Source organism: Rubellimicrobium roseum (genome assembly GCF_006152145.1).
In the GTDB taxonomy this organism is placed as follows: domain Bacteria; phylum Pseudomonadota; class Alphaproteobacteria; order Rhodobacterales; family Rhodobacteraceae; genus Rubellimicrobium; species Rubellimicrobium roseum.
On record NZ_VDFV01000022.1, the window covers coordinates 16,973 to 37,968 of the forward strand.

Here is a 20,996-nt window from a genome sequence, read left to right on the forward strand (position 1 = left end):
GACGCCATGCCGCAAAACCGACGACTCACCCAGAGATCCATGGCCTTCGTCCTTGCGGGCGGGCGGGGCTCGCGCCTGCGGGAACTGACCGACCGCCGCGTGAAGCCCGCCGTCTACTTCGGCGGCAAGTCCCGGATCATCGACTTCGCTCTGTCGAACGCGATGAACTCGGGCATCCGCAAGATCGCCATCGCCACCCAGTACAAGGCGCATTCGCTGATCCGGCACCTCCAGCGCGGCTGGACTTTCTTCCGGGCCGAGCGGAACGAGTTCCTGGACATCCTGCCCGCGTCCCAGCGGATGGACAACGAGAACTGGTATCGCGGCACGGCCGACGCCGTGACGCAGAACATCGACATCGTGGACAGCTACGACGTCGACTACATCATCATCCTGGCGGGCGACCACATCTACAAGATGGACTACGAGGTCATGATCCGCGAGCACGCCGAGAGCGGCGCGGACGTGACCGTGGGCTGCCTGACCGTTCCTCGGGAGGAGGCCTCGGCCTTCGGCGTCATGGCCACGGACGCATCGGGCAAGATCACGAGCTTCCTCGAAAAGCCCAAGGACCCTCCGTCGACGCCAGAGGACCCGAACCTCGCGCTGGCCTCGATGGGGATCTACGTCTTCTCCTGGCCCTTCCTGCGTGACCTGCTGCGTCGCGACGCCGAGGACCCGAACTCGTCGCACGACTTCGGGCACGACCTCATCCCGGCCATCGTGGCGCGCGGTGGCGCGCGGGCGCACCGCTTCGACGAGTCCTGCGTGCGGGCGCCGGGCGCGCCGTCCTACTGGCGCGACGTAGGGACCGTGGACGCCTACTGGCAGGCCAACATCGACCTCACGAACTTCACGCCGGAACTGAACCTCTGGGATCAGGACTGGCCCATCTGGACCTATTCCGAGATGACGCCGCCCGCGAAGTTCATCCATGACGAGGAGGGACGCCGGGGAAGCGCGGTGTCGTCCATGGTCTCGGGCGGGTGCATCATCTCGGGGACGGAGGTGCGGAACTCGCTCCTGTTCACCCAGGTGCACACCAACTCCTTCGCCACGCTCGATCATGCGGTCGTGCTGCCCTATGTCGTCGTGAACCGCCATGCGCGGCTTCACCGCGCGGTCATCGACCGGGGCGTCGTCATCCCCGAAGGTCTCGTGGTCGGAGAGGACCCGGAGGACGACGCCAAGTGGTTCCGGGTGAGCGAGAAGGGCATCACGCTCATCACCCAGGAGATGCTCGACAAGCGGGCAGCGTCGCTCGGATGAAGGTCCTGTCGGTCGCCTCGGAATGCGCGCCCCTGGTCAAGACCGGGGGCCTCGCCGACGTGGTGGGGGCGCTGCCCGGGGCGCTCGCGCCCGAGGGCGTGGAGATGCGGGTGCTGCTGCCGGGCTATCCGCAGGTCCTGAACGCGATCGCCCGCGACGGCATCGCCCTGGAGGAATGGAACCTCTTCGGCGGGCACGCCAACCTGATCGCGGCCACGGCGGCCGGTATCGAGCTACTGGTGGTCGAGGCGCCGCATCTCTACGACCGGGCGGGGAACATCTACCTGGGGCCTGACGGGCAGGACTGGCCGGACAACCCCGAGCGTTTCGCGGGCCTGTGCTGGATGGCCGCGCGCATCGCCGCCGAGGGCGTGAACGGCTGGGTGCCTGACGTGATACACTGCCACGACTGGCAGGCGGGATTGGTGCCGGAATACCTCCGCGCCTCGGGCGGACGGCGCAGGCCCGGCACCGTCCTGACTGTCCACAACATGGCCTTCCATGGCCTCGCGCCCTACGCCCGGCTGGGATCGCTGCGGCTCGACCCGGAGCGATTCACGCCGGAGGGCTTCGAGTTCTACGGCCAGATTTCGGCGCTGAAGGCGGGGCTCGTGGGGGTGGACCGGCTGTCGACCGTGTCGCCCACCTATGCCACCGAGCTGATGCGGCCCGAGTTCGGGATGGGGCTGGACGGCGTGATGCGGGCGCGGCGGTCGGAGCTGTGCGGCATCCTCAACGGCATCGACGAGGAGGTCTGGAACCCGGCCACGGACCCGGCCATTACGCCCTATACCGAGACCGGCGGCAAGGAGGCCAACCGCGCCGCGCTGCGCCAGGAATTCGGGTTGCCCGAAGCGCGGGGGCCGCTCTGCGTCGTCGTCTCGCGGCTGACCGAGCAGAAGGGGCTCGACCTGCTGATCGAGGCGCTGCCGGCGCTCCTGGAGCGGGGCGGCCAGCTTGCGGTGCTGGGCTCGGGCGAGGGCTGGATGGAGCAGGCGTTCCGCGACGCCGCCCGTGGCGGTCAGGTGGGGGTGCGCATCGGCTACGACGAGGCGCTGTCCCACCGGATGATGGCAGGCGGCGACGCGATCCTCGTGCCGTCCCGGTTCGAGCCCTGCGGGCTCACGCAGCTCTATGGGCTGCGCTACGGGACGATTCCGGTCGTGGCCCTGACCGGGGGCCTCGCGGACACGGTCATCAACGCCTCGCCGGCGGCGCTGGCGGCGGGCGTGGCGACGGGCCTGCAGTTCCACCCGGTCACGGCCGACGCCTTGCGCGGTGCGATCGTGCAACTTTGCGACCTCTATGCGGATCGCGACATCTGGACGCGGATGCAGGCCAATGCCATGGCGCAACCCGTGGGCTGGAACCGATCGGCCAAGGCCTACGCCCGACTGTATCGAGACGTCGCACCCCTGAATGAAGCCTGAAGGCAGCATCATCGCCAGTGGCATCGCCCCCCATGGCGCCATCACCTCGGGACGCCCCACTCCTCTGGGGGCCACCTGGGACGGCGGCGGCGTGAACTTCGCCGTGTTCTCGCAGCACGCGACGCGGATGACGTTGTGCCTCTTCTCGCCCGACGGGCGCTGGGAGACCGAGTGGATCGACCTGCCCGAACGGGACGGCCATGTCTGGCACGGCTACGTGCCGGGGCTCATGCCGGGGCAGGCCTACGGGTTCCGCGCCCACGGGCCTTATCGGCCGGACGAGGGGCACCGCTTCAACCCGCACAAGCTGCTGCTCGATCCCTATGCCCGGCGGATCAGCGGCCGGCTCGAATGGGATGACGCGCTGTTCGGCTACGACCGCTCGTCCCGGCACGGCGACCTGACCTTCGACACGCGCGACAGCTCCAACTTCATGCCGCGCGGCGTGGTGGTGGACCCGTCCTTCGACTGGGGCGAGGACCGCGCGCCCGACCGGCCGCTGACTGAGACGGTGATCTACGAGGCCCATGTGCGCGGGCTGACCATGGGGCGGCGCGACCTCGCCCTAAGGGGGACTTTCGCGGCGCTGGCGTCGGAACCGATGCTGGATCACCTGCTGAAGCTGGGCGTCACCGCCATCGAGCTTCTGCCGATCCACGCCTTCGTCGACGACAAGTTCCTGCTCGACAAGGGGCTGCGCAACTACTGGGGCTACATGACGCTCGGGTTCTTCGCGCCCGAGCCGCGCTACATGACCACCGGCCAGCTTGCGGACGTGCAGGCCATGGTGAAGCGCTTCCACGCGGCGGGGATCGAGGTCCTCCTCGACGTGGTCTACAACCACACCGCCGAGGGCAACCAGATGGGCCCGACGCTGAGCTTCCGCGGCCTCGACAACGCCAGCTATTATCGGCTGGCAGAAAGCCCGCGCTACTACATCAACGACACCGGGACCGGCAACACGCTGAACATGGACCATCCCTACGTGATGCGGATGGTGCTGGACAGCCTGCGCTACTGGGTGGAGCAGGTACGCGTGGACGGGTTCCGCTTCGATCTGGCGACGACGCTGGGGCGGACGGCGCGGGGCTTCGACCGCAACCACCCGTTCCTGCAGGCGATCCGGCAGGACCCGGTGCTGAGCCGCGTCAAGCTGATCGCCGAGCCCTGGGACGTGGGCCCCGGGGGTTACCAGCTCGGGGCGTTCCCGGCGCCCTTCCTCGAATGGAACGACAAGTTCCGCGACCAGGTGCGGCGCTTCTGGCGGAACGAGGAAGGCATGGTGCGCAAGCTCGCCATGCGGCTGTCGGGTTCGGCGCTCAAGTTCGACCATGACGGGCGGGCGGCGACATCTTCGGTCAACTTCGTGACCGCGCATGACGGCTTCACGCTGATGGACGTGGTGTCCTACGCCCACAAGCACAACGAGGCCAACGGCGAGGACAACCGGGACGGCCACGGCGACAACCACAGCGACAACCTGGGGGTCGAAGGCCCGACCGAGGACCGCGCGATCCTTGCCCGCCGGGCGCGGCGGCGGCGGAACATGATGGCGACGCTCATGCTGGCGCAGGGGACGCCGATGATCTTGGCCGGGGACGAGCTGGGCAATTCGCAGAGCGGCAACAACAACGCCTACTGCCAGGACAACGAGATCGGCTGGGTCGACTGGGACAACGCCGACGCGGACTTCCTGGCCTTCTGCCGCGAGGTGGTCGCGCTGCGGGCCCGTCATCCCATCCTGCGGCAGAAGCGGTTCCTGCATTCCCGCTCCCGCTCCATCGACGGGCATGTGGACCTGTTCTGGCGGCGCGCCGACGGGATGCCGATGACCGAGGTGGACTGGAACAACGGCGGGCAGAAGCTGATCGCGGTGGAGATGCGCGTCGCGGCCGGAACGCCCGACCACATCACCCGCGCCTTCCGCGAGGACGCGGTCTTCTGCGTCTTCAACGCCGGGGAGGAAAGCCTCGTCTTCCTGCCCGAGCACACGCTCGACCGCGGCTGGGTCCTGCGGCTCGACACCGCGACCCCGGGCGAGCCGCCGGTCCGCGTCCACCGGGCGCTCAAGGTCGCGGCCGATTCGGTCGTGGTCCTGGCGCTGGAGCCGGTGCCCCTGTCCCCCAAAAGCTGAGAGGTTCCCATGGAGATCGCGACCGTACCGACCGCCCCCATCTCCGGGCAGAAGCCCGGCACGAGCGGCCTGCGGAAGAAGACCCGCGTCTTCATGCAGGCCCATTTCCTCGAGAACTACGTCCAGGCAATCTTCGACGGGATCGGGGGCGTGCAGGGCAGGACGCTCGTGCTGGGGGGCGACGGGCGCTACTTCAACGACCGCGCGGCGCAGGTGATCCTGCGGATGATGGCGGCCAACGGGGCCGCGAAGGCCATCGTCGGCCAGGGCGCGATCCTGTCCACGCCGGCCGCGTCGCACCTGATCCGCCTGCGCGGCACCGACGGGGGGCTGATCCTGTCGGCCTCGCACAATCCGGGGGGCGAGGACGAGGATTTCGGGCTCAAGTACAACACCCCGAACGGCGGGCCCGCGCCCGAGGGCGTGACGGACAAGATCTTCGAGGCGACGACGACCATCACCGAGTACCGCATCGCGGTGGCGCAAGACGTGGACCTGTCGACGCCCGGGACGCGGCGGCTGGGCGAGATGGAGGTCGAGGTTGTCGATCCGGTGGCGGACTATGCCGCGCTGATGGAGCGGCTCTTCGACTTCGAGGCGATCCGGGCGCTGTTCGCGGGCGGCTTCACCATGCGCTTCGACGCCATGCACGCGGTGACGGGGCCCTATGCCAAGGAGATCCTGGAGAACCGGCTGGGCGCCGCGCCGGGCACGGTGGTGAACGCCACCCCCCTGCCCGACTTTGGCGGCGGCCACCCGGACCCGAACCCGACCTGGGCCAAGGAGCTGTTCGACCTCCTGATGAGCGCGGACGGGCCGGACTTCGGGGCGGCCTCGGACGGGGATGGCGACCGCAACATGGTGCTGGGGCGCGGCGCCTATGTGAGCCCGTCGGATTCGCTCGCGGTGCTTACGGCGCAGGCGACGGCGGCGCCGGGCTACCGCGAGGGGCTGAAGGGCGTGGCGCGGTCGATGCCGACCTCGGCCGCCGTGGACCGGGTGGCCGAGGCGCTGGGCCTGCCCTGCTACGAGACGCCCACGGGCTGGAAGTTCTTCGGCAACCTGCTGGATGCCGGGCGCGCGACGCTCTGCGGCGAGGAGTCCTTCGGCACGGGCTCGGACCACGTCCGCGAGAAGGACGGGCTCTGGGCGGTGCTCCTGTGGCTCAACGTCCTGGCGGCGCGGCGGACCTCGGTGAAAGCGCTGCTGGAGGAGCATTGGCGCACCTATGGGCGCAACTACTACTCGCGCCATGACTACGAGGCGGTGGAGACGGAGCGGGCCAACGCGCTCTATGACGGGCTGAGGGCAGCCCTGCCCTCCCTGCCGGGTCGGCAGGCCGCGGGCCTGACGGTCGAGAGCGCCGACGAGTTCGCCTATGACGACCCCGTGGACGGGTCGCGGTCGGAGGGCCAGGGCCTGCGGATCGGCTTCGAGGGCGGGAGCCGCGTGGTGTTCCGCCTGTCGGGCACGGGCACCTCGGGCGCGACGCTGCGGGTCTATCTGGAGGCCTACGAGACCGATCCGGCGCGGCTGGGCCGCGATCCGGCCGAGGCGCTGGCGGACATCGCGCGGGCGGCCGACGAGATCGCCGGCATCCGGCAGCACACCGGGCGCGAGGCGCCGGACGTGGTGACCTGAACGGGCGCGCCGTTCGGCGGGGCGCGTCCACGACGCGCGGCGGCTGGGTCTTTGCGGCCCCGCCCCCGGCGTTGTCCGACGCGAGGGGGAGTCCTCCCAGGGGGACGGGGGCCCGCGCCGTCCCTTTAAAGAGCCTCGGTCCGTGAAGCCTCTCTCCCGCAGGAGCCCCGGACAGGGACGGATCGCGGGGCCATCGCCTGAGGCGCGGCCGTCCATCCACGCGGCCACGCCGGGCGAGCGCGCCGCCGGTCCTCGGGCCCATCCCGCCAGCCGGGTCCCCTTTCGGTGGAACTGTCCGGGCAGGCACGGGGGACGGATCGTGGCGGGGCGCGCTCGGGTCCCCTTGGGGTTCAGCCTGACCCAAGCGGGTTAACGGTTTCCTACAGCACCGAACGGTCCTACCCCGATCCGCGCAACACCCTGCCCGGAGCGCAGAACGCCCGTCGAGCGGGTGAGGCGCACCACGGGCGCGAGGCGAGGCGTCCGAAGCGGGGCTCGGGCCGGCTTGCGGGGGCGTGAGGCGGCCGGGGCGCGGCAAGCCGTTGGCCGGGACCGGCGGGGGCGCGACGGCGATGATGGCGACGCCACCGATGGCAGGCGATGGTGTCGCGGGGAACCACAGGAGATCGCCTCTTGGCGGGACCTCCCGGCTTCCGACATGGTCGGCCGTGTCGCGGAGGGCCCGACCCGCCTCGTGGCGGAACCGGGCCTAGCCTGCCTCAGGCGTCCCGTTGCGCGATCCAGTCGTGGTCGGGGTCGTTCTGGAAGCGCCACTTGCGGATCGGGCCGGCCATGACGTTGAGGTAGTACATCTCGTAGCCGTAGGGCGCGCCGCAGGGGTGGTGGCCCTTGGGGACGAGCGTCACGTCGTGGTTCTTGACCGCCATGGTCTCGTCGAGCGAGCCGTCCTCGGTGTAGACCCGCTGGATGCCGAAGCCCTGCGCGGGGTTCAGGCGCATGTAGTAGGTTTCTTCGAGGTAGGTCATGCGGGGGAAGTCGTCCTCGTCATGACGGTGGCTCGGGTAGCTGGACCAGTGGCCGGCGGGGGTGAAGACCTCGGTCACGAGGAGCGAGTCGGCCACGTCGCGCCCTTCCATGGCGATGTTGTTGACGTGGCGGGTGTTGGTGCCCTTGCCGCGTGGCGTGAGGGTGATCCCCTCGGGGCCGAGGCGCTGGGCCTCGTGGCCACCCTGCCCCGGCGCGGTGCAGACGGCGAGCGTGCAGTCGGTGGTGGCCGTGGCCTCCCAGTCCGTGCCGTTGGGGAGGTAAAGGCAGTGGGGCGGCGTCTTCTCGAAGACGTCCATGCGGTCGCCCATCTCGCCCCAGTCCTTCCCTGCGCCCTGGATGCGGGCCTTGCCCTCGACCAGGACAAGGATGACCTCGGTGTCGCCCGTGGCTTCCCGGGCCGTCTCGCCGGCCTTGAGGCGGTAAAGGCCGAAGCCCACGTAGCCCCAGCCGGCGGAGGCGGGGGTGATGTCGTGGACCTTGCCGGTCTCCCCGGCGGGGTGGATCAGGAGGCGGCTCATTTTTCCTCGGGCGGACGGGGGTGGAAGTTGAAGAAGAAGTGCCAGCCGCAATAGAGCCCGATCGAGGCGAAAAGCGCCGACCACATGATGCTGCCCGTGGCGGCCTCGACCATCGCCCAGAGCACGCAGGCCACGACGATGGCGACGCGCCGCCAGAGCGGGATGAAAAAGGGGTGGTTGAGGTCGAAGAGGCGGTCCATAAGGCGGCTCCCTTGGCGGCTGGCGGCCCCGGGCGGTGCCGGGGCCGTGGGGGATCAGGTTCGGATCTGCTCCTTCAGGCGGTCTTCGTAGGCCTGGCGGCTGGCCCGCACCTGCGCGCGGGCCGAGACCTCGGGCACGGCCACGTCCCACCAGTGGCCACCATGCGGCGTGGAGGGATAGGGGTCGGTGTCGATGACGACGACGTAGGGGCCGCGGGCCTCGTGACGCTTCGCGAGCGCGGCTTCCAGTTCGGCGATGGAGCCCGCCTTGATGGCGGTGGCGCCCATGCTGGCCGCGTGGGCCACGAAGTCGATGGCGCTGTTGGAGCCGCCGTGGGCGTCCTTGAGGAGGTTGTTAAACTCCGCGCCCCCGGTCGACATCTGGAGGCGGTTGATGCAGCCGTAGCCCCGGTTGTCGGTGATGACGACGGTGAAGGGCACCTGCATCATCGCGGCGGTGGCCATCTCGCTGTTCATCATCATGTAGCTGCCGTCGCCCACCATGCAGACCACGTCGCGGTCGGGCTCGGCCATCTTGATGCCGAGCGCGCCCGCCACCTCGTAACCCATGGTCGAGAAGCCGTACTCCATGTGGTAGGACATGGGGCGCGTGGCCTTCCAGAGCTTGTGCAGCTCGCCCGGCATGGTGCCGGCGGCGCACATGACCACCGTGTCGGGGCCCGCCGCGCGCTGGACGGCGCCGATCACCTGCTGGTCGGTGGGCAGGCCCGCGTTGCCCTCGGGCGCGGCGGTGAGCGGGTCGACGTCGGCGAACCAGTCGGCCTTGAGGCTGGCGGGGATCGGCCTGACCTTGTGGCCGTCAAGCTGTGCGAGGAGCGCCGCAAGGCCGGCCTCGGCGTCGCAGCACAAGGGCTCGGCCCCGTGCTTCACCGCGTCGTAGGCCTGGACGTTGAGGCTGACGAGCCGGCGGTTCGGGCGGGAGAAGAGCGACCAGGAGCCGGTGGTGAAGTCCTGGAAGCGCGTGCCGACGCCGAGGACGAGGTCGGCCTGCGCCGCAACGGCGTTGGCGCTCGCGGTGCCGGTGACGCCCACGGCGCCGAGGTTCAAGGGATGGTCCCAGGGGAGCGAGGACTTGCCGGCCTGCGTCTCGATCACGGGAATGCCGGTGGCTTCCGCGAAGCGGCGCAGCGCCTCGGTCGCCTGCCCGTAGTGGACGCCGCCGCCGGCGATGATCACAGGGGCCTCCGCGCCCTTGATGAGGTCCACGACGGCCTGCACTTCGACCGGGTCGGGCTGCGGGCGGCGGCGGCGCCAAGTGCGGGGTTCGAAGAACGAGGCCGGGTAGTCGTAGGCCTCGGCCTGCACGTCCTGGCAGAAAGCGAGCGTCGCCGGGCCGCAGTCGGCGGGGTCGGTGAGCGTCCGCATGGCGCGGGGCAGCGCGGTCAGGAGCTGCTCGGGCCGCTCGATCCGGTCGTAGTAGCGCGAGACGGGGCGGAAGCAGTCGTTGACCGAGACGGTGCCGTCGTTGAAGTCCTCAAGCTGCTGGAGCACCGGGTCGGGGCCGCGGTTGGCGAAGACGTCGCCGGCGACGAACAGGACCGGCAGGCGGTTGACATGGGCGAGGCCCGCGGCCGTGACCATGTTGAGCGCGCCCGGCCCGATGGAGGAGGTCACCATCATCGCGTGCTGCCGGCCAAGCTGCTTGGCGTAGGCGATGGCGGCGTGGGCCATGCCCTGCTCGTTGTGGCCGCGGTAGGTCGGAAAGGTCTCGCGCGCCCCGTGCAGCGCCTCGCCGATCCCGGCGACGTTGCCGTGGCCGAAGATGGCCCAGCAGCCGGAGATGAAGGGGGTGCCATCCTCGGCGAGTTGGTTCTGGAGCCAGCGCACCATGGCCTGCGCGGCGGTGAGGCGGATCGTGGTCATGCGGCGTGTCCTTGGGCAGCGGGGGCGCCCGCGCGGGCGCGGTCCCAGGTCTCGGCGAGGGCGCGGAATCGGGCGGCCATCTGCTCGATGGCTTCGGCGTCGGTCATCCGGCCCGTGAGCCAGGCACGGGCGGCGTCGGCGAAGATCGTGCGGCCGACGGCGAAGCCCTTCACGAGAGGCTGGGCGGCGGCGAGCGCGAAGCTCGCGGCCAGCTCCTCGGCGAGGGCGTCGAGGCCCAGGACCACGACGCCGCGCACGTGCGGGTCATGGGCGGTGATGGCGCCGCAGGCCTTGGCCCAAGCCGCTTGCGTCTTGAAGGGTTCGAGCTTCCACCAGTCGGGGTAGAGGCCGAGGGCGTAAATGCGGTCGATGATGCGGGCGGTGGTGTCGTCGTCCACCAGGCCCACCTTGGAGGGGATCACCTCCAGGAGGACCTCCAGTCGGTTGCGGCGGGCAGCCGCGAAGAGGCGGATCAGCGTCGCCTCCTGCTCCGCCCACATCGCCGCGTCGTCGTCGGGGTGGCAGAAGCAGAGGACCTTGACGACATGCTCCAGCGGCCATTCCGAGAGGCCGCCGAAGTCGGGGCCGATCTCGGGCTCCAGCGTCAGAGGGCGGGAGCCGGGCCATTCGACCGGGCGGCCGATCCAGAGGCCGGTGCCGGCCGCCTTGTAGAGGGCGTCGCGGCCGAGGCGGCCGTCGCAGAGGATGCCGTAGCCGTGCTGGCCGTTCGCGACGGCCTGGGCGGCCTCCAGGCAGAGGGTCTTGAAGGCTCCGATCCTCTCGGGCGTCGCACCCTCCATCTCCTCCAATTGCTTGCGGTGGTCGAAGGCGAAGACGCGCATCCGGTCCCAGGTGCCATGGCGGTTCGTGGACCAGTGGATCTGTTCAAGTTGGGCGTCCTTGCGGAGCGCGGGCGTCTGGACGCCGCGGGCCAGGAAGAACTCCATCTCCTCCAGCGACGGATAGGCGGGCGTGCAGCCGTGGCGCGAGACGGCGAAGGCGCCGCAGGCGTTGGCGTATTTGAGCGCCGTGGGCCAGTCCTCGCCGTCGAGCCAGCCCTTGAGCAGGCCGGACATGAAGCCGTCGCCCGCGCCCAGCACGTTGAACACCTCGATGGGGAAACCGGGGCCGGTCTCGCCGTCGTCGAGGCTGTCGGGGATCGCGCCGGTGAAGGCCACCGCGCCCTTGGCCCCGCGCTTGCAGATCAGGTGAGCCTTGGAGACGGCGCGGACGGCGCGGAGCGCCTCGACGGTGTCGGTCGAGCCGCCCGCGATGTGGAACTCCTCCTCGGTGCCCACGATCAGGTCGAAGAGGTGCAGGTGCGTCTGAAGCTTCGCCGTGACGGCCGCGCTCTCGATGAAGCGCGACTCCCCGGCCCCGTGGCCGGCGAGGCCCCAGAGGTTCGGGCGGTAGTCGATGTCGAGCGCGGTCTGCGCGCCGCTCTCGCGGGCGAGGCGCAGCGCCTTGAGGACGGCGGCCTCGGTGCGGGAGTGCGAGAGGTGCGTGCCGGTGGCGACCACCGCGCGGGCCTCGCTGATGAAGGACGGGTCGATGTCGTCCTCGCAGAGCGCCATGTCGGCGCAGTCGGCGCGGTAGAAGATGAGCGGGAAGCTCTCCTGGTCGCGGATGCCCAGGATCACGAGAGCGGTCAGGCGCTCGGGGTCGGTGACGACGCCGCGGACGTCCACGCCCTCCTTGGCCAGCTCCTCGCGGATGAAGCGGCCCATGTGCTCGTCGCCGACCCTCGTGATGAGGGCCGACTTGAGGCCGAGCCGCGCGGTGCCCGCCGCCATGTTGGTAGGGCTGCCGCCGATGTACTTCTGGAAGGACCCCATGTCCTCGAGCCGCCCGCCCACCTGGGCGCCGTAAAGGTCCACCGAGGACCGGCCGATGGTGATGACGTCCAGCGTCTTGGTCATGGGGTTCCCTCCCTTAGCCGAGGATCTCGGACACCTTCACGGCGCGGCCCTGCTGCGCCGAGAGAAGGGCGGCATCGGCGAGCGCCAGGGCCTTGAGCCCGTCCTCGCCGGTGGTGGGGGTCTGGCCCCCGCCGTTGACCGCCTTGATGAAGCCCGCGATCTCGTTGGCATAGGCCGCGATGTACCGCGTCATGAAGAAGTTGAGAAGCGGCGGGCGCGTGAAGCCGTTCGCCGTCGCGATCTCGATGTTGGCCTCGCGCATGTTCTCGGCCGCGACCGAGCCGTTGGAGCCCAGCACCTCGATGCGCTGGTCGTAGCCGTAGGTGGCGCGGCGCGAGTTGGTGATGATCGCCTGCCTGCCGCTCGCGGTGCGCAGGATGACGTTAACCGAGTCGTAGTCGCCGAGCTCGCCGATGGCGGGGTCCGTCAGGACGGAAGCCGAGGCCATCACCGTCTCGGGCTCCTCGCCCAGGAGCCAGCGCGCCATGTCGAAGTCGTGGATGGTCATGTCGCGGAAGATGCCGCCCGAGCGCTTGATGTAGTCGGCCGGGGGGGCGCCGGGGTCGCGCGAGGAGATGGTGACCATCTCCACGTCCCCGACGGTGCCCGCGTCGATGGCGGCCTTGACGGCCATGAAGTCGGGGTCGAAGCGGCGGTTGAAGCCCACCATCAGCGTGGCGCCGGTCTCCTCGACGACCTTGAGGCAGTCCTGGACGCGGGCGACCGAGAGGTCCACCGGCTTCTCGCAGAAGACCGCCTTGCCGGCGCGGGCGAAGCGCTCGATCAGGTCGGCGTGGGTGTCGGTGGGCGTGCAGATCACCACCGCGTCTATGTCCGAGGAGGCCTCGATCTCCTCGATCGTGCGGATGGCGCAGCCGTATTCGTTGGCGATGGCCTCGGCGGCGGCGGGGAAGGCGTCGGCGACGGCCACCAGCTCGGCGTTGGCGTCGGAGCGGATCGCGCGCGCGTGCACCTTGCCGATGCGGCCCGCGCCGAGAAGCCCGAATTTCACAGTCATGGAGATAGGTCCCTGCTAAAGCCGACCCCCGCCGAAGCGGGGGTCCTTGTCGTCCTGATACTGCGGCCGGGGGTCCGGGCTCCAGCAGATCGCATCATTCCTGATGCGTCTGAGGTCGAACCCATCAGCGGATCACATCATCGCCGCGGCGGTGTTCTGCGTCTTCACGCCGGTGATGTAGGCCACGATGTCGGAGCCGTCGGTTTCCTCCTTGCGGAGGTTGGCGACGATGTGCCCGCGCCGGAACACCACGATCCGGTCGGCGAGGTCGAAGACCTGGCGCAGGTTGTGGCTGATGAGGATCAGCGAGATGCCCTGGGCCTTGAGGGTCCGGATGATGTTCTCGACCTGCGCGGTCTCCTGCACGCCCAGCGCCGCCGTCGGCTCGTCCATGATGATGAGCTTGGAGGCGAAGGTGGCCGAGCGTGCGATCGCGACGCCCTGACGCTGGCCGCCCGACATCCGGCGGATCGGGAAGTCGAGCCGCGGGATGCGCACGCCGGTCCGCTTGAGGCCTTCCTCGGTCGCCTTGCGCATCGCGCGCTTGTCGAGGATCGAGAAGGGCCCGAGGTTCACGAGGGTCTTCTCGCGCCCCAGGAACAGGTTGGCGGGCACGTCCAGGTCGTCGGCGAGCGCGAGGTTCTGGAACACGCATTCCATGCCGGCTTCACGGGCGTCGAGGGGGCCCTTGAAGGCCACTTCCCTGCCGTCGAAGAAGATCCGGCCGCCGGTGCGCTGCTCCACGCCGGTGATCTGACGCACGAAGGTGGACTTGCCGGCGCCGTTGTCGCCCACGATGGCGACGTGCTCGCCTTCCCTGACCTCGAAGTCCGCGTCCACGAGGGCATGGATGCCCCCGTAGTGCTTGGTGAGGCCTTCCGTCTTGAGAACGGTCTTTGCCATGTTCTGTTATCCTCAGTCCACGATGCCGCGGCGCTTCTGCCGGTAGATGTCGGCCACGACGGCGGCCACGATGATCGCGCCCTTGATCATCTCCTGGTAGTAGGCGTCGACGCGAAGGAAGGTGAAGCCGGAGATGATGACCCCGAAGATCAGCATCCCGATGAAGGTCCCGATGATGGAGCCCCGGCCGCCGATCAGCGACACGCCGCCGATCACCGCCATGGCGATGGCGTCGAGCTCGTACATCTGGCCCATGCCGGCCTGCGCGGTCAGCGCGCGCGAGGCGGCCACCAGGCCCGCGACGGCCGAGAGCATCCCGGCGATCGAGTAGACCAGGACGAGGTGCTTCTCGACGCTGATGCCGGCCATGCGCGCGGCGGCGGGGTTCGAGCCGATGGCGTAGGTGTGCCGGCCGTAGAGCGTGTGGCTCAGGATCAGGTGGAACAGGATGGCCACGAGCGCGAAGATGACCACGGGCATCATGCCCGAGCCCAGCGCGGTGAAGGACTCGGTCGGGTTCGACACGGCCTGGCCTTCGGTCCACCACTTGGCCACGCCGCGCGCGGTCACCATCATGCCGAGCGTGGCGATGAAGGGCGGGATCTTGGTGTAGGCGATGACCGCGCCGTTGACGAAGCCCGCGAGCAGGCCCATCGCCAGGCCCACCAGGATCGGCACCATCACGGGCAGGTCGACCCAGCCTTGGGCCCAGAACACGGCGTCGGTGAACTCCTGGCCGTTGCGCTCGCCGGCCTGCGCGAAGCTCATGGCGATGATGGCCGTGGCGCCGACGATGGAGCCCGAGCTGAGGTCGATGCCGCCGGTGATGATGACCTGCGTCACGCCCACGGCGATGATGCCGATGACCGACACCTGGAGAATCATGATCGACAGGCGCGACCAGTTCATGAGGAAGCTGTCGCCCCGGATGAACCATCCCGCGAGTTCGAAGATGAGCGCGAGGGCCACGAGGCCGAAGAGGGCGTTGAGCTCCATGGGCCAGTTCCGGCGTTTCGCCGGCCCGGCGGCCCTCCCGGTGTTGATTGCGAGTTCGGCCATGGGTGATCTTCTCCTGCCGGTTTGGGGTTGAGAAGCGGGCCGGCACCTGGGGCGCCGTCCCGCGAAACCGGATGCCTGAAGGCCCCGGGCATTCTCCCGACGCCTCAGGCGGCCGTCAGGCAATTCCGCATGCTGGCCGGCGCCGCGCGCCGGGCCGGAACCTGGGGTGGCCGCTCGGCCGTCCTCGCGGCGTCCGGACCCGCGCCGGCCCCGTCCCCTATGGGACGTCCGGCGGCCCTGGACGACCGGGACGGGTCGACGGCCCTCCCCTCGCGGCGGGCGGTCACGCCGCCGCCTCGGGGACCCGCGCCGCGACCGAGAGGCGTCCGGTCGCGGCACCGGGATCGGCGGCGGCCTGGAGATGCGTCGTGCTCATCGGGGGGTCCTTTCTGGGCCTTGTTCCCCGGCCGCCCTCGGGCGGCCGGGGTCGCACGTCCGGGGACGCGATCAGTTCGCGGTCAGGTAGTCCTGGATGTTGGCGGGCGTGACGAGCTCGAAGGGGATGTAGACCTTCTGCTCGACGGCCTGGCCTTCGGCCAGCGCCAGCGCCGCGTCGAGCGCGCCCCGGCCCTGGCCGGCGGCGTTCTGGAACACGGTCACGTCGAGGTCGCCCGCCTGCATGGCCGCCAGCGCGTCCTGCGTGGCGTCGATGCCGGCGACGATCACGTCATCCATGGAGACGCCCGAGGACTTGAGCGCCTGGATCGCGCCGATGGCCATCTCGTCGTTGTTCGAGATCACGGCGTCGAACTTGATGCCGGCCGTGATCCAGTTGGTCATGAGGTCGGCGCCCTGCTGGCGCTGCCAGTTGCCGGTCTGCTCCTCGACCACCGTCATGAACGAGCAGTCGGGCGTGGCGATGACGTCGTGGACGTCCTTGGTGCGTACCACGGCGGCCTGGTTGCTGAGCTCGCCCTGCATGACGATGATGTTCGCAGCGGTCGCGCCCTGCTCCTTGAGGAGGCGGCAGACTTCCTTGGTCTGAAGCGTGCCCGAGTCGACCTCGTTGGAGGCGACGAAGGCCTGGTTGTCGGGAAGGGCGTCGACGTTGATCGGCTCGCGGTTCACGTAGACCAGCGGGATGCCCGCGGCGGCGGCGGCGTCCGTGATGGCCTGGGTGGCCGAGGTGTCCACGGCGTTGACGATGATGGCGTCCACGCCCGCGGCGATGAAGTTCTCGACTTGGTTGAGCTGCTTGCCGACGTCGTTGGTGGCATCCTCGACCGCCAGTTCGAGGCCTTCCTTCGTTCCGGCATATTCGGTCATGCCGTTGCGCAGGACGGTCAGGAAGTTGTCGTCGAAGGCCGCCATCGAGACGCCGACGGTCTTGGAGCCGCCCGCCGACGACATGACGGCGATGCCGCCCGCGGCGGCGGCGATGACGGCCGCGCCAAGAAGAAGCTTCGTGTTCAAGGTAATCCCTCCCAATCAAGCGGCGTCCGGTCCGCCGCGCCCTGTGCCGGAAGGCCCCCTGTCCCTAGGAGGCCCGATCCCTGGCGGCCCTGGTCATGCCGCCTTCGCCGCGAGCTGCGCGGCGATGAAGTCGATGGACTTGCGGAGGCCGCCGACGGGGTCGGCCAGCCCGTGAACCTCGGGCGCGAAGCATTCGAAGCTGATCGCGCCCCGGTAGCCCGCCGCCTCGAGCGCGGCGATCTGGGCCACGTTGCCCAGGCGGTCAGCGCCATCCACGAGCACGCGGTGCTGGTCGCCCATCTCGCTCACGGCGAGCGCCGGGTCGACGACGCCGGAGATGTGGACGATGCCCGTGTGCGCGGGGAACAGCGGCCCGCCATGGGCGAGGTGGTGGTGGAAGGTGTCGTGCACGACCTTAAAGCGGCCGACGGCATCCAGAGCCTCGATGGCCTCGACGGCCTCGGCCTTGTGGCGCAGCGCGCAGATCTCGAAGCCCAGGGGCTCCACGAGGCCTGTGAGGCCGTGGTCCTCCAGCATGGGCTTGAGCTCGCGCAGGGCGACGCGGAGGTTGGCCTGCCGCTCGCCGTTGCCCATGCCGCCGTTGTCGTTGCGCGGGATGAGGGCCACGGCCTCGGCGCCGCAGGCCTGCGCGGTCTTCATCAGCGCCAGCGCCTCGTCGCGCTTGGCGTCGGACCAGTCGTTGAAGCGCTTGACCTCGGCCAGCGCGAGGATGCGCAGGCCCTTCTCTCGCGCCAACTCGCCGGCTGCCTCGGGGGCCAGGCCGTCGAACAGGGGCTGCGGCAGGTCGTTGCGGACCTCGACGCCGACGCATCCCAACGCCTGCGCGGTGTCCAGGAGGCCGGCATAGGTCATGCGGGCCACGGTCATGTGGTTCAATGCAAAGGGCAGCATTTCAGGGTCTTCCTCCCGCGTGGCCGGCCGCGTTGATCGCCGCTCGCACTCCCGCGTCTGACGAGGTGCTGCTTGCGGCCGTGAGGGCCCGTCCGTCAATCCGAGGCCTTAACGAATTCTTCATCTTTGACGCCTAGAACCTCAGACCCATGACGGGTTTTCGTCAGACCGACTCGGGCAGAATCAGTTCCGGTCGGAGGAAGTGCTGCCCCGCCACCTCCGAGGGTCCGCTCCGCACCGCTTCGGCCATGAGACGCACGAGATCGTCGCAAAGCTGAGAAAGCGGGGTGGCGATCACCATGGTGGCGAACCCGTCCACCAATGCACCACGGGATTGGGGCGTCAGTTCGTTCACAACTAGGCAAACCTCGTGAGGTTTGCGGATTTCCCGCAGCGCAGCGATGGCGCCTTCCATCCCGCCGCCGGCGCAGTAGATGCCCCGCAGCTCCTTCTGACGCGACAGGAGATCGAGCGTGGCCTCGTAGGTGAGCTGGCGCGTCTCGAGGTTCACCAGCGTGTCGAGCACCTGGAACTGGGGGGCGAACTCACGGAACCAGCTACGGAATCCGGCCTCGCGCAGCTCGTGGCCGTGCCAGCGGTAGCCGCCCACGAAGACGGCGACCTTGCCGGGCCGGTGCGCCGCGAGGCCGATCATGGACGCAGCGATGCGCCCGACCTTGAGGTTGTTGAGACCCAGGTAGCTTTGCCGCACGCCGGGCGCAAAGTCGTTGAGGAGCGCGAAACAGGGAATCCCGGCCGACTTGAGGGATGTCACCGCGTCGGTCACGTCGGGATGGGTGACTGCGCTGGCCGCGACCGCGTCGGCCCGGCCACGCATCCCCAGCATCAGAGTGGCGAAATCCGAGGGCGCCTGGGAGGCGGCGAATTCGAGCACGAGTCGCACCCGGACGCCCGTGGCCCGGCGCGCGGCGGCCTCCAGCTCGGCGGCGAAAGCCTGATAGAAGGCCTGCTTCTCCTTGTGGAGCACGACGCCCATGCGCAGCACGGGGATCTCGGCCTGGAGCCGTTGCGCGATGAGCGGCGTGGCGTGGTAGCCGATGCGCCGCGCCGCCTCGTAGACGCGGCGCGCCGTTTCCTCGCGCACGTTCTCGCGGCCGTTGAGCACGCGGTCCACGGTGGCCTGGCTCACGCCCGCGGCCTTGGCGACGTCCTGGATGGTCGGGCGGCGTGCCATGGTTTCGACACCTTTGATGGTTTCGCCTCAATGTTCCCTCCCATCTCTGATGGGCGGTGACGGAATGTCCAGCAGGGTTAGTGGGAGAGTTTGTCGCCTTCCGGTAAGGACCGGGGCCACATCCTGACATCGCGACACGCTCGGGGAGGAGCATATGGGGACGAGAGACTACAGCCTGCTGGGCCCTGACGGCCGCCGCGCCGTGGAGACGGGGCTGGCCGCCGCCGAGTGGTACCACACGGAGGTGCCGCGGAAGGTCATGAAGGAGCTGATGCAGCGCAAGGACGGCCCGGCCATCCGGGACACCATCCTATGGCTGGGGCTCATGGCCGTCTTCGCGGGGATCGCCATCGCTCTGATGCTGACGGGGCATCCCTGGCTGTCGGTGCCCTTCTGGCTGTCCTACGGCGTGCTCTACGGCTCGGCCTCGGATTCGCGCTGGCATGAATCGTCGCACGGCACGGCCTTCAAGACGCCGTGGATGAACGACGTCGTTTACCAGATCGCCTGCTTCATGATCGTGCGGAACCCGCACACCTGGCGCTGGAGCCACGCGCGCCACCACACCGACACCTACATCGTCGGCCGCGACCCCGAGATCGCGATCATGCGGCCGCCAGCGTTCTTCAAGCTGGTGCTGAACTTCTTCGGCATCCTCGACGGTTGGAGCGGCTGGACCCGGATGCTGCTCAACGCGAGCGGAAAGCTGCACCCGGAGGAGCAGACCTTCGTGCCGGAAAGCGAATGGCCCAAGGTCGTGCGCGTCGCCCGCCTCTGGACGCTGATCTACGCCGCCACGATCACGGTCGCGGTTGCCACCGGCTCGATCATCCCGCTGCTGCTGATCGGCGGCCCGCGCCTTTACGGCGCCTGGCACCATATCATGACGGGGCTGCTGCAGCATGGCGGGCTGGCCGACAACGTCATCGACCACCGGCTGAATTCGCGCACCGTCCACATGAATCCGGTGTCGCGCTTCATCTACTGGAACATGAACTACCACGTGGAGCACCACATGTTCCCCATGGTGCCCTACCACGCGCTGCCGAGGCTGCACGAGCTGATCAAGCACGACCTGCCCGCGCCCAACGCCTCGATCGCCGAAGGCTTCCGCGAGATGTGGCCCGCGCTGAAAAGTCAGCTCCGGCACGAGGACTACTTCCTGCGGCGCGAATTGCCCGCCACGGCAAAACCCTACCGCGAGGACTTCCACGTCGAGGCGCTGGGTGGGGCCGTGGCGGCCGAATAGGCGGACCATCAGGGACGACCGACAACCGGCCGGGCCGTAACGCCTAGCCGAACAACAAGCTTACGAGGGAAGGAACCACCAATGCCCCAATGGGTCGATGCCTGCGCGGCGGACGAGATCGACGAAGAGGACGTGATGCGCTGGGATCATGGCGGGCGCACCTACGCCATCTACCACAGCCCGGACGGCGAGTTCTTCTGCACCGACGGGATCTGCACGCACGAGAACGTTCACCTCGCGGGAGGCCTGGTGATGGACTACGTGATCGAGTGCCCCAAGCATAACGGCCAGTTCGACTACCGGACGGGTCAGGCCAAGCGCGCGCCGGTCTGCGTGAACCTGAAGACCTACCCGGCCAGGTCCGAAGGCGGGCGCGTGCTCGTGCAGGTGGAGTGATGGGACCATCGCAACGCTGGACCGTCGCGGACCTGCGCGCCGCGCGCGGCAGGCACCGGTTCGCCATGCTCCGCGTCGAGACGCTGGAGGAGGCCGAGGCCGCCGAGAAGGCAGGGGTCGAGATGCTCTCGGTGCCGCCGGCGATGATCCTGGACCGCCGCTTTCGCGAGGTCGCGCCCAACGCCTTCGCCTGTCCGGGCGACAACTTCTACGAGATCGGGGACACGTCCGATTTCCTGAGATGGGCCTTCCCGCTTTACAAGCACGGCGCGGACGCGGTCTACTGCTCGGGGTCGCTCAAGACCGTGCGGGCGCTCGCGGAGCATGGCATCCCGGTCTGCGGGCACGTGGGCCTGATCCCGTCGAAGCGCACCTGGACCGGCGGCTTCAAGGCCGTGGGCAAGACGCTCGACAGCGCCAAGCTCGTCTGGGACATGTGCAGGGCGCAGGAGGAGGCCGGGGCCTTCGCCGTCGAGATCGAGGTCGTGCCGCAGGAGATCACGGCTGCCATCGCCGAGCGGACCTCGCTGTTCCTGATCTCGATGGGTGGTGGCGCGCAGGGGCATGCGCAGTACCTCTTCACCGATGACGTGCTGGGGCAGAATGCGGGCAAGGTGCCGCGCCACGCTAAGGTCTATGCCGACTTCCGCAGCGAATACGCCGCGCTGCAGGCGAAGCGGATCGCCGCGATGCGGGCCTTCGCCGACGACGTGCATGGCGGCGCCTATCCCTCGTCCGATTACGTGGTGAGCGCCAGGGCCGAGGTCGTGGCCGAGTTCCGCGACTGGCTGGTCGCGCAAGGCTGAGCCCCCTCCCCCGGCCGGCGCGCGGGCGTCCGGCCAGGGCTG

17 protein-coding genes are annotated in these 20,996 nt (G+C 69.4%); 7 read left to right on the forward strand and 10 right to left on the reverse strand.

Features of this window, described 5'->3' with window-relative positions; translation table 11 throughout:
* Positions 1-6: 6 nt before the first annotated feature.
* Genes glgC through FHG71_RS14095 form a run of 4 tightly spaced genes read left to right on the forward strand, consistent with a single transcriptional unit; the run spans position 7 to position 6,474 of the window.
* The gene (glgC, locus tag FHG71_RS14080; RefSeq protein ID WP_139082329.1) at positions 7-1,269 is read left to right on the forward strand and encodes a glucose-1-phosphate adenylyltransferase; all 1,263 of its coding nucleotides are present in this window, start codon (positions 7-9) and stop codon (positions 1,267-1,269) included.
* A complete protein-coding gene (gene glgA / locus FHG71_RS14085; RefSeq protein ID WP_139082330.1) occupies positions 1,266-2,699 on the forward strand; it encodes a glycogen synthase GlgA in 1,434 nt (477 codons plus the stop codon). Before glgC ends, glgA begins: the two co-directional genes overlap by 4 nt.
* Positions 2,689-4,833 carry a glycogen debranching protein GlgX gene (gene glgX, locus FHG71_RS14090; RefSeq protein ID WP_139082331.1) on the forward strand — a complete coding sequence of 715 codons (2,145 nt, stop codon included), beginning with the start codon at positions 2,689-2,691 and terminating at the stop codon, positions 4,831-4,833. Before glgA ends, glgX begins: the two co-directional genes overlap by 11 nt.
* Positions 4,834-4,842: 9 nt before the next feature.
* Positions 4,843-6,474, forward strand: coding sequence for an alpha-D-glucose phosphate-specific phosphoglucomutase (locus FHG71_RS14095; RefSeq protein WP_139082332.1), 1,632 nt, complete (start codon positions 4,843-4,845; stop codon positions 6,472-6,474).
* A gap of 719 nt (positions 6,475-7,193) precedes the next feature.
* On the opposite strand, the gene iolB is transcribed toward FHG71_RS14095, so the two are convergent.
* From iolB to FHG71_RS14145, 10 genes are all read right to left on the reverse strand, one after another.
* A complete protein-coding gene (gene iolB / locus FHG71_RS14100; protein ID WP_139082333.1) occupies positions 7,194-8,000 on the reverse strand; it encodes a 5-deoxy-glucuronate isomerase in 807 nt (268 codons plus the stop codon).
* Positions 7,997-8,200 (reverse strand): hypothetical protein, encoded by a 204-nt coding sequence (locus FHG71_RS14105; RefSeq protein ID WP_139082334.1) that lies wholly within the window; start codon positions 8,198-8,200, stop codon positions 7,997-7,999. Before FHG71_RS14105 ends, iolB begins: the two co-directional genes overlap by 4 nt.
* Positions 8,201-8,254: 54 nt before the next feature.
* The gene (gene iolD / locus FHG71_RS14110; RefSeq protein WP_139082335.1) at positions 8,255-10,084 is read right to left on the reverse strand and encodes a 3D-(3,5/4)-trihydroxycyclohexane-1,2-dione acylhydrolase (decyclizing); all 1,830 of its coding nucleotides are present in this window, start codon (positions 10,082-10,084) and stop codon (positions 8,255-8,257) included.
* Positions 10,081-12,003: a bifunctional 5-dehydro-2-deoxygluconokinase/5-dehydro-2-deoxyphosphogluconate aldolase gene (locus FHG71_RS14115; RefSeq protein ID WP_139082336.1), complete on the reverse strand. Its 1,923-nt coding sequence runs from the start codon at positions 12,001-12,003 to the stop codon at positions 10,081-10,083. Before FHG71_RS14115 ends, iolD begins: the two co-directional genes overlap by 4 nt.
* 13 nt (positions 12,004-12,016) lie before the next feature.
* On the reverse strand, positions 12,017-13,021 hold the full coding sequence (iolG, locus tag FHG71_RS14120; protein WP_139082337.1) for an inositol 2-dehydrogenase: 1,005 nt from the start codon (positions 13,019-13,021) through the stop codon (positions 12,017-12,019).
* 132 nt (positions 13,022-13,153) lie between these two features.
* Entirely contained in the window at positions 13,154-13,924 is a 771-nt protein-coding gene (locus FHG71_RS14125; protein WP_139082338.1) for an ATP-binding cassette domain-containing protein, read from the reverse strand.
* A gap of 12 nt (positions 13,925-13,936) precedes the next feature.
* Positions 13,937-14,983, reverse strand: coding sequence for an ABC transporter permease (locus FHG71_RS14130; RefSeq protein WP_139082339.1), 1,047 nt, complete (start codon positions 14,981-14,983; stop codon positions 13,937-13,939).
* Between the two features lie 447 nt (positions 14,984-15,430).
* A complete protein-coding gene (locus tag FHG71_RS14135; protein ID WP_139082360.1) occupies positions 15,431-16,333 on the reverse strand; it encodes a sugar ABC transporter substrate-binding protein in 903 nt (300 codons plus the stop codon).
* Positions 16,334-16,489: 156 nt separating this feature from the next.
* On the reverse strand, positions 16,490-17,308 hold the full coding sequence (locus FHG71_RS14140) for a TIM barrel protein (protein ID WP_139082340.1): 819 nt from the start codon (positions 17,306-17,308) through the stop codon (positions 16,490-16,492).
* A gap of 163 nt (positions 17,309-17,471) precedes the next feature.
* The gene (locus FHG71_RS14145) at positions 17,472-18,503 is read right to left on the reverse strand and encodes a LacI family DNA-binding transcriptional regulator (RefSeq protein WP_139082341.1); all 1,032 of its coding nucleotides are present in this window, start codon (positions 18,501-18,503) and stop codon (positions 17,472-17,474) included.
* A gap of 154 nt (positions 18,504-18,657) precedes the next feature.
* Between FHG71_RS14145 and FHG71_RS14150 the strand changes: the two genes are divergently transcribed.
* The 3 genes from FHG71_RS14150 (at position 18,658) to FHG71_RS14160 (ending at position 20,954) form a co-directional block, all read left to right on the forward strand.
* Entirely contained in the window at positions 18,658-19,752 is a 1,095-nt protein-coding gene (locus FHG71_RS14150; RefSeq protein WP_139082342.1) for a fatty acid desaturase family protein, read from the forward strand.
* 81 nt (positions 19,753-19,833) lie between these two features.
* Positions 19,834-20,148: a MocE family 2Fe-2S type ferredoxin gene (locus FHG71_RS14155; RefSeq protein WP_139082343.1), complete on the forward strand. Its 315-nt coding sequence runs from the start codon at positions 19,834-19,836 to the stop codon at positions 20,146-20,148.
* Positions 20,148-20,954 carry a 3-methyl-2-oxobutanoate hydroxymethyltransferase gene (locus FHG71_RS14160; protein ID WP_139082344.1) on the forward strand — a complete coding sequence of 269 codons (807 nt, stop codon included), beginning with the start codon at positions 20,148-20,150 and terminating at the stop codon, positions 20,952-20,954. Before FHG71_RS14155 ends, FHG71_RS14160 begins: the two co-directional genes overlap by 1 nt.
* Positions 20,955-20,996 lie beyond the last annotated feature (42 nt).

Bases quoted from the DNA above. Each gene is read 5' to 3' on its own strand.
- glgC (WP_139082329.1), top strand. From the start codon at position 7: ATGCCGCAAAACCGACGACTCACCCAGAGATCCATGGCCTTCGTCCTT.
- glgA (WP_139082330.1), top strand. From the start codon at position 1,266: ATGAAGGTCCTGTCGGTCGCCTCGGAATGCGCGCCCCTGGTCAAGACC.
- glgX (WP_139082331.1), top strand. From the start codon at position 2,689: ATGAAGCCTGAAGGCAGCATCATCGCCAGTGGCATCGCCCCCCATGGC.
- FHG71_RS14095 (WP_139082332.1), top strand. From the start codon at position 4,843: ATGGAGATCGCGACCGTACCGACCGCCCCCATCTCCGGGCAGAAGCCC.
- iolB (WP_139082333.1), bottom strand. From the start codon at position 8,000: ATGAGCCGCCTCCTGATCCACCCCGCCGGGGAGACCGGCAAGGTCCAC.
- FHG71_RS14105 (WP_139082334.1), bottom strand. From the start codon at position 8,200: ATGGACCGCCTCTTCGACCTCAACCACCCCTTTTTCATCCCGCTCTGG.
- iolD (WP_139082335.1), bottom strand. From the start codon at position 10,084: ATGACCACGATCCGCCTCACCGCCGCGCAGGCCATGGTGCGCTGGCTC.
- FHG71_RS14115 (WP_139082336.1), bottom strand. From the start codon at position 12,003: ATGACCAAGACGCTGGACGTCATCACCATCGGCCGGTCCTCGGTGGAC.
- iolG (WP_139082337.1), bottom strand. From the start codon at position 13,021: ATGACTGTGAAATTCGGGCTTCTCGGCGCGGGCCGCATCGGCAAGGTG.
- FHG71_RS14125 (WP_139082338.1), bottom strand. From the start codon at position 13,924: ATGGCAAAGACCGTTCTCAAGACGGAAGGCCTCACCAAGCACTACGGG.
- FHG71_RS14130 (WP_139082339.1), bottom strand. From the start codon at position 14,983: ATGGCCGAACTCGCAATCAACACCGGGAGGGCCGCCGGGCCGGCGAAA.
- FHG71_RS14135 (WP_139082360.1), bottom strand. From the start codon at position 16,333: ATGTCGTCGGCGGGCGGCTCCAAGACCGTCGGCGTCTCGATGGCGGCC.
- FHG71_RS14140 (WP_139082340.1), bottom strand. From the start codon at position 17,308: ATGCTGCCCTTTGCATTGAACCACATGACCGTGGCCCGCATGACCTAT.
- FHG71_RS14145 (WP_139082341.1), bottom strand. From the start codon at position 18,503: ATGGCACGCCGCCCGACCATCCAGGACGTCGCCAAGGCCGCGGGCGTG.
- FHG71_RS14150 (WP_139082342.1), top strand. From the start codon at position 18,658: ATGGGGACGAGAGACTACAGCCTGCTGGGCCCTGACGGCCGCCGCGCC.
- FHG71_RS14155 (WP_139082343.1), top strand. From the start codon at position 19,834: ATGCCCCAATGGGTCGATGCCTGCGCGGCGGACGAGATCGACGAAGAG.
- FHG71_RS14160 (WP_139082344.1), top strand. From the start codon at position 20,148: ATGGGACCATCGCAACGCTGGACCGTCGCGGACCTGCGCGCCGCGCGC.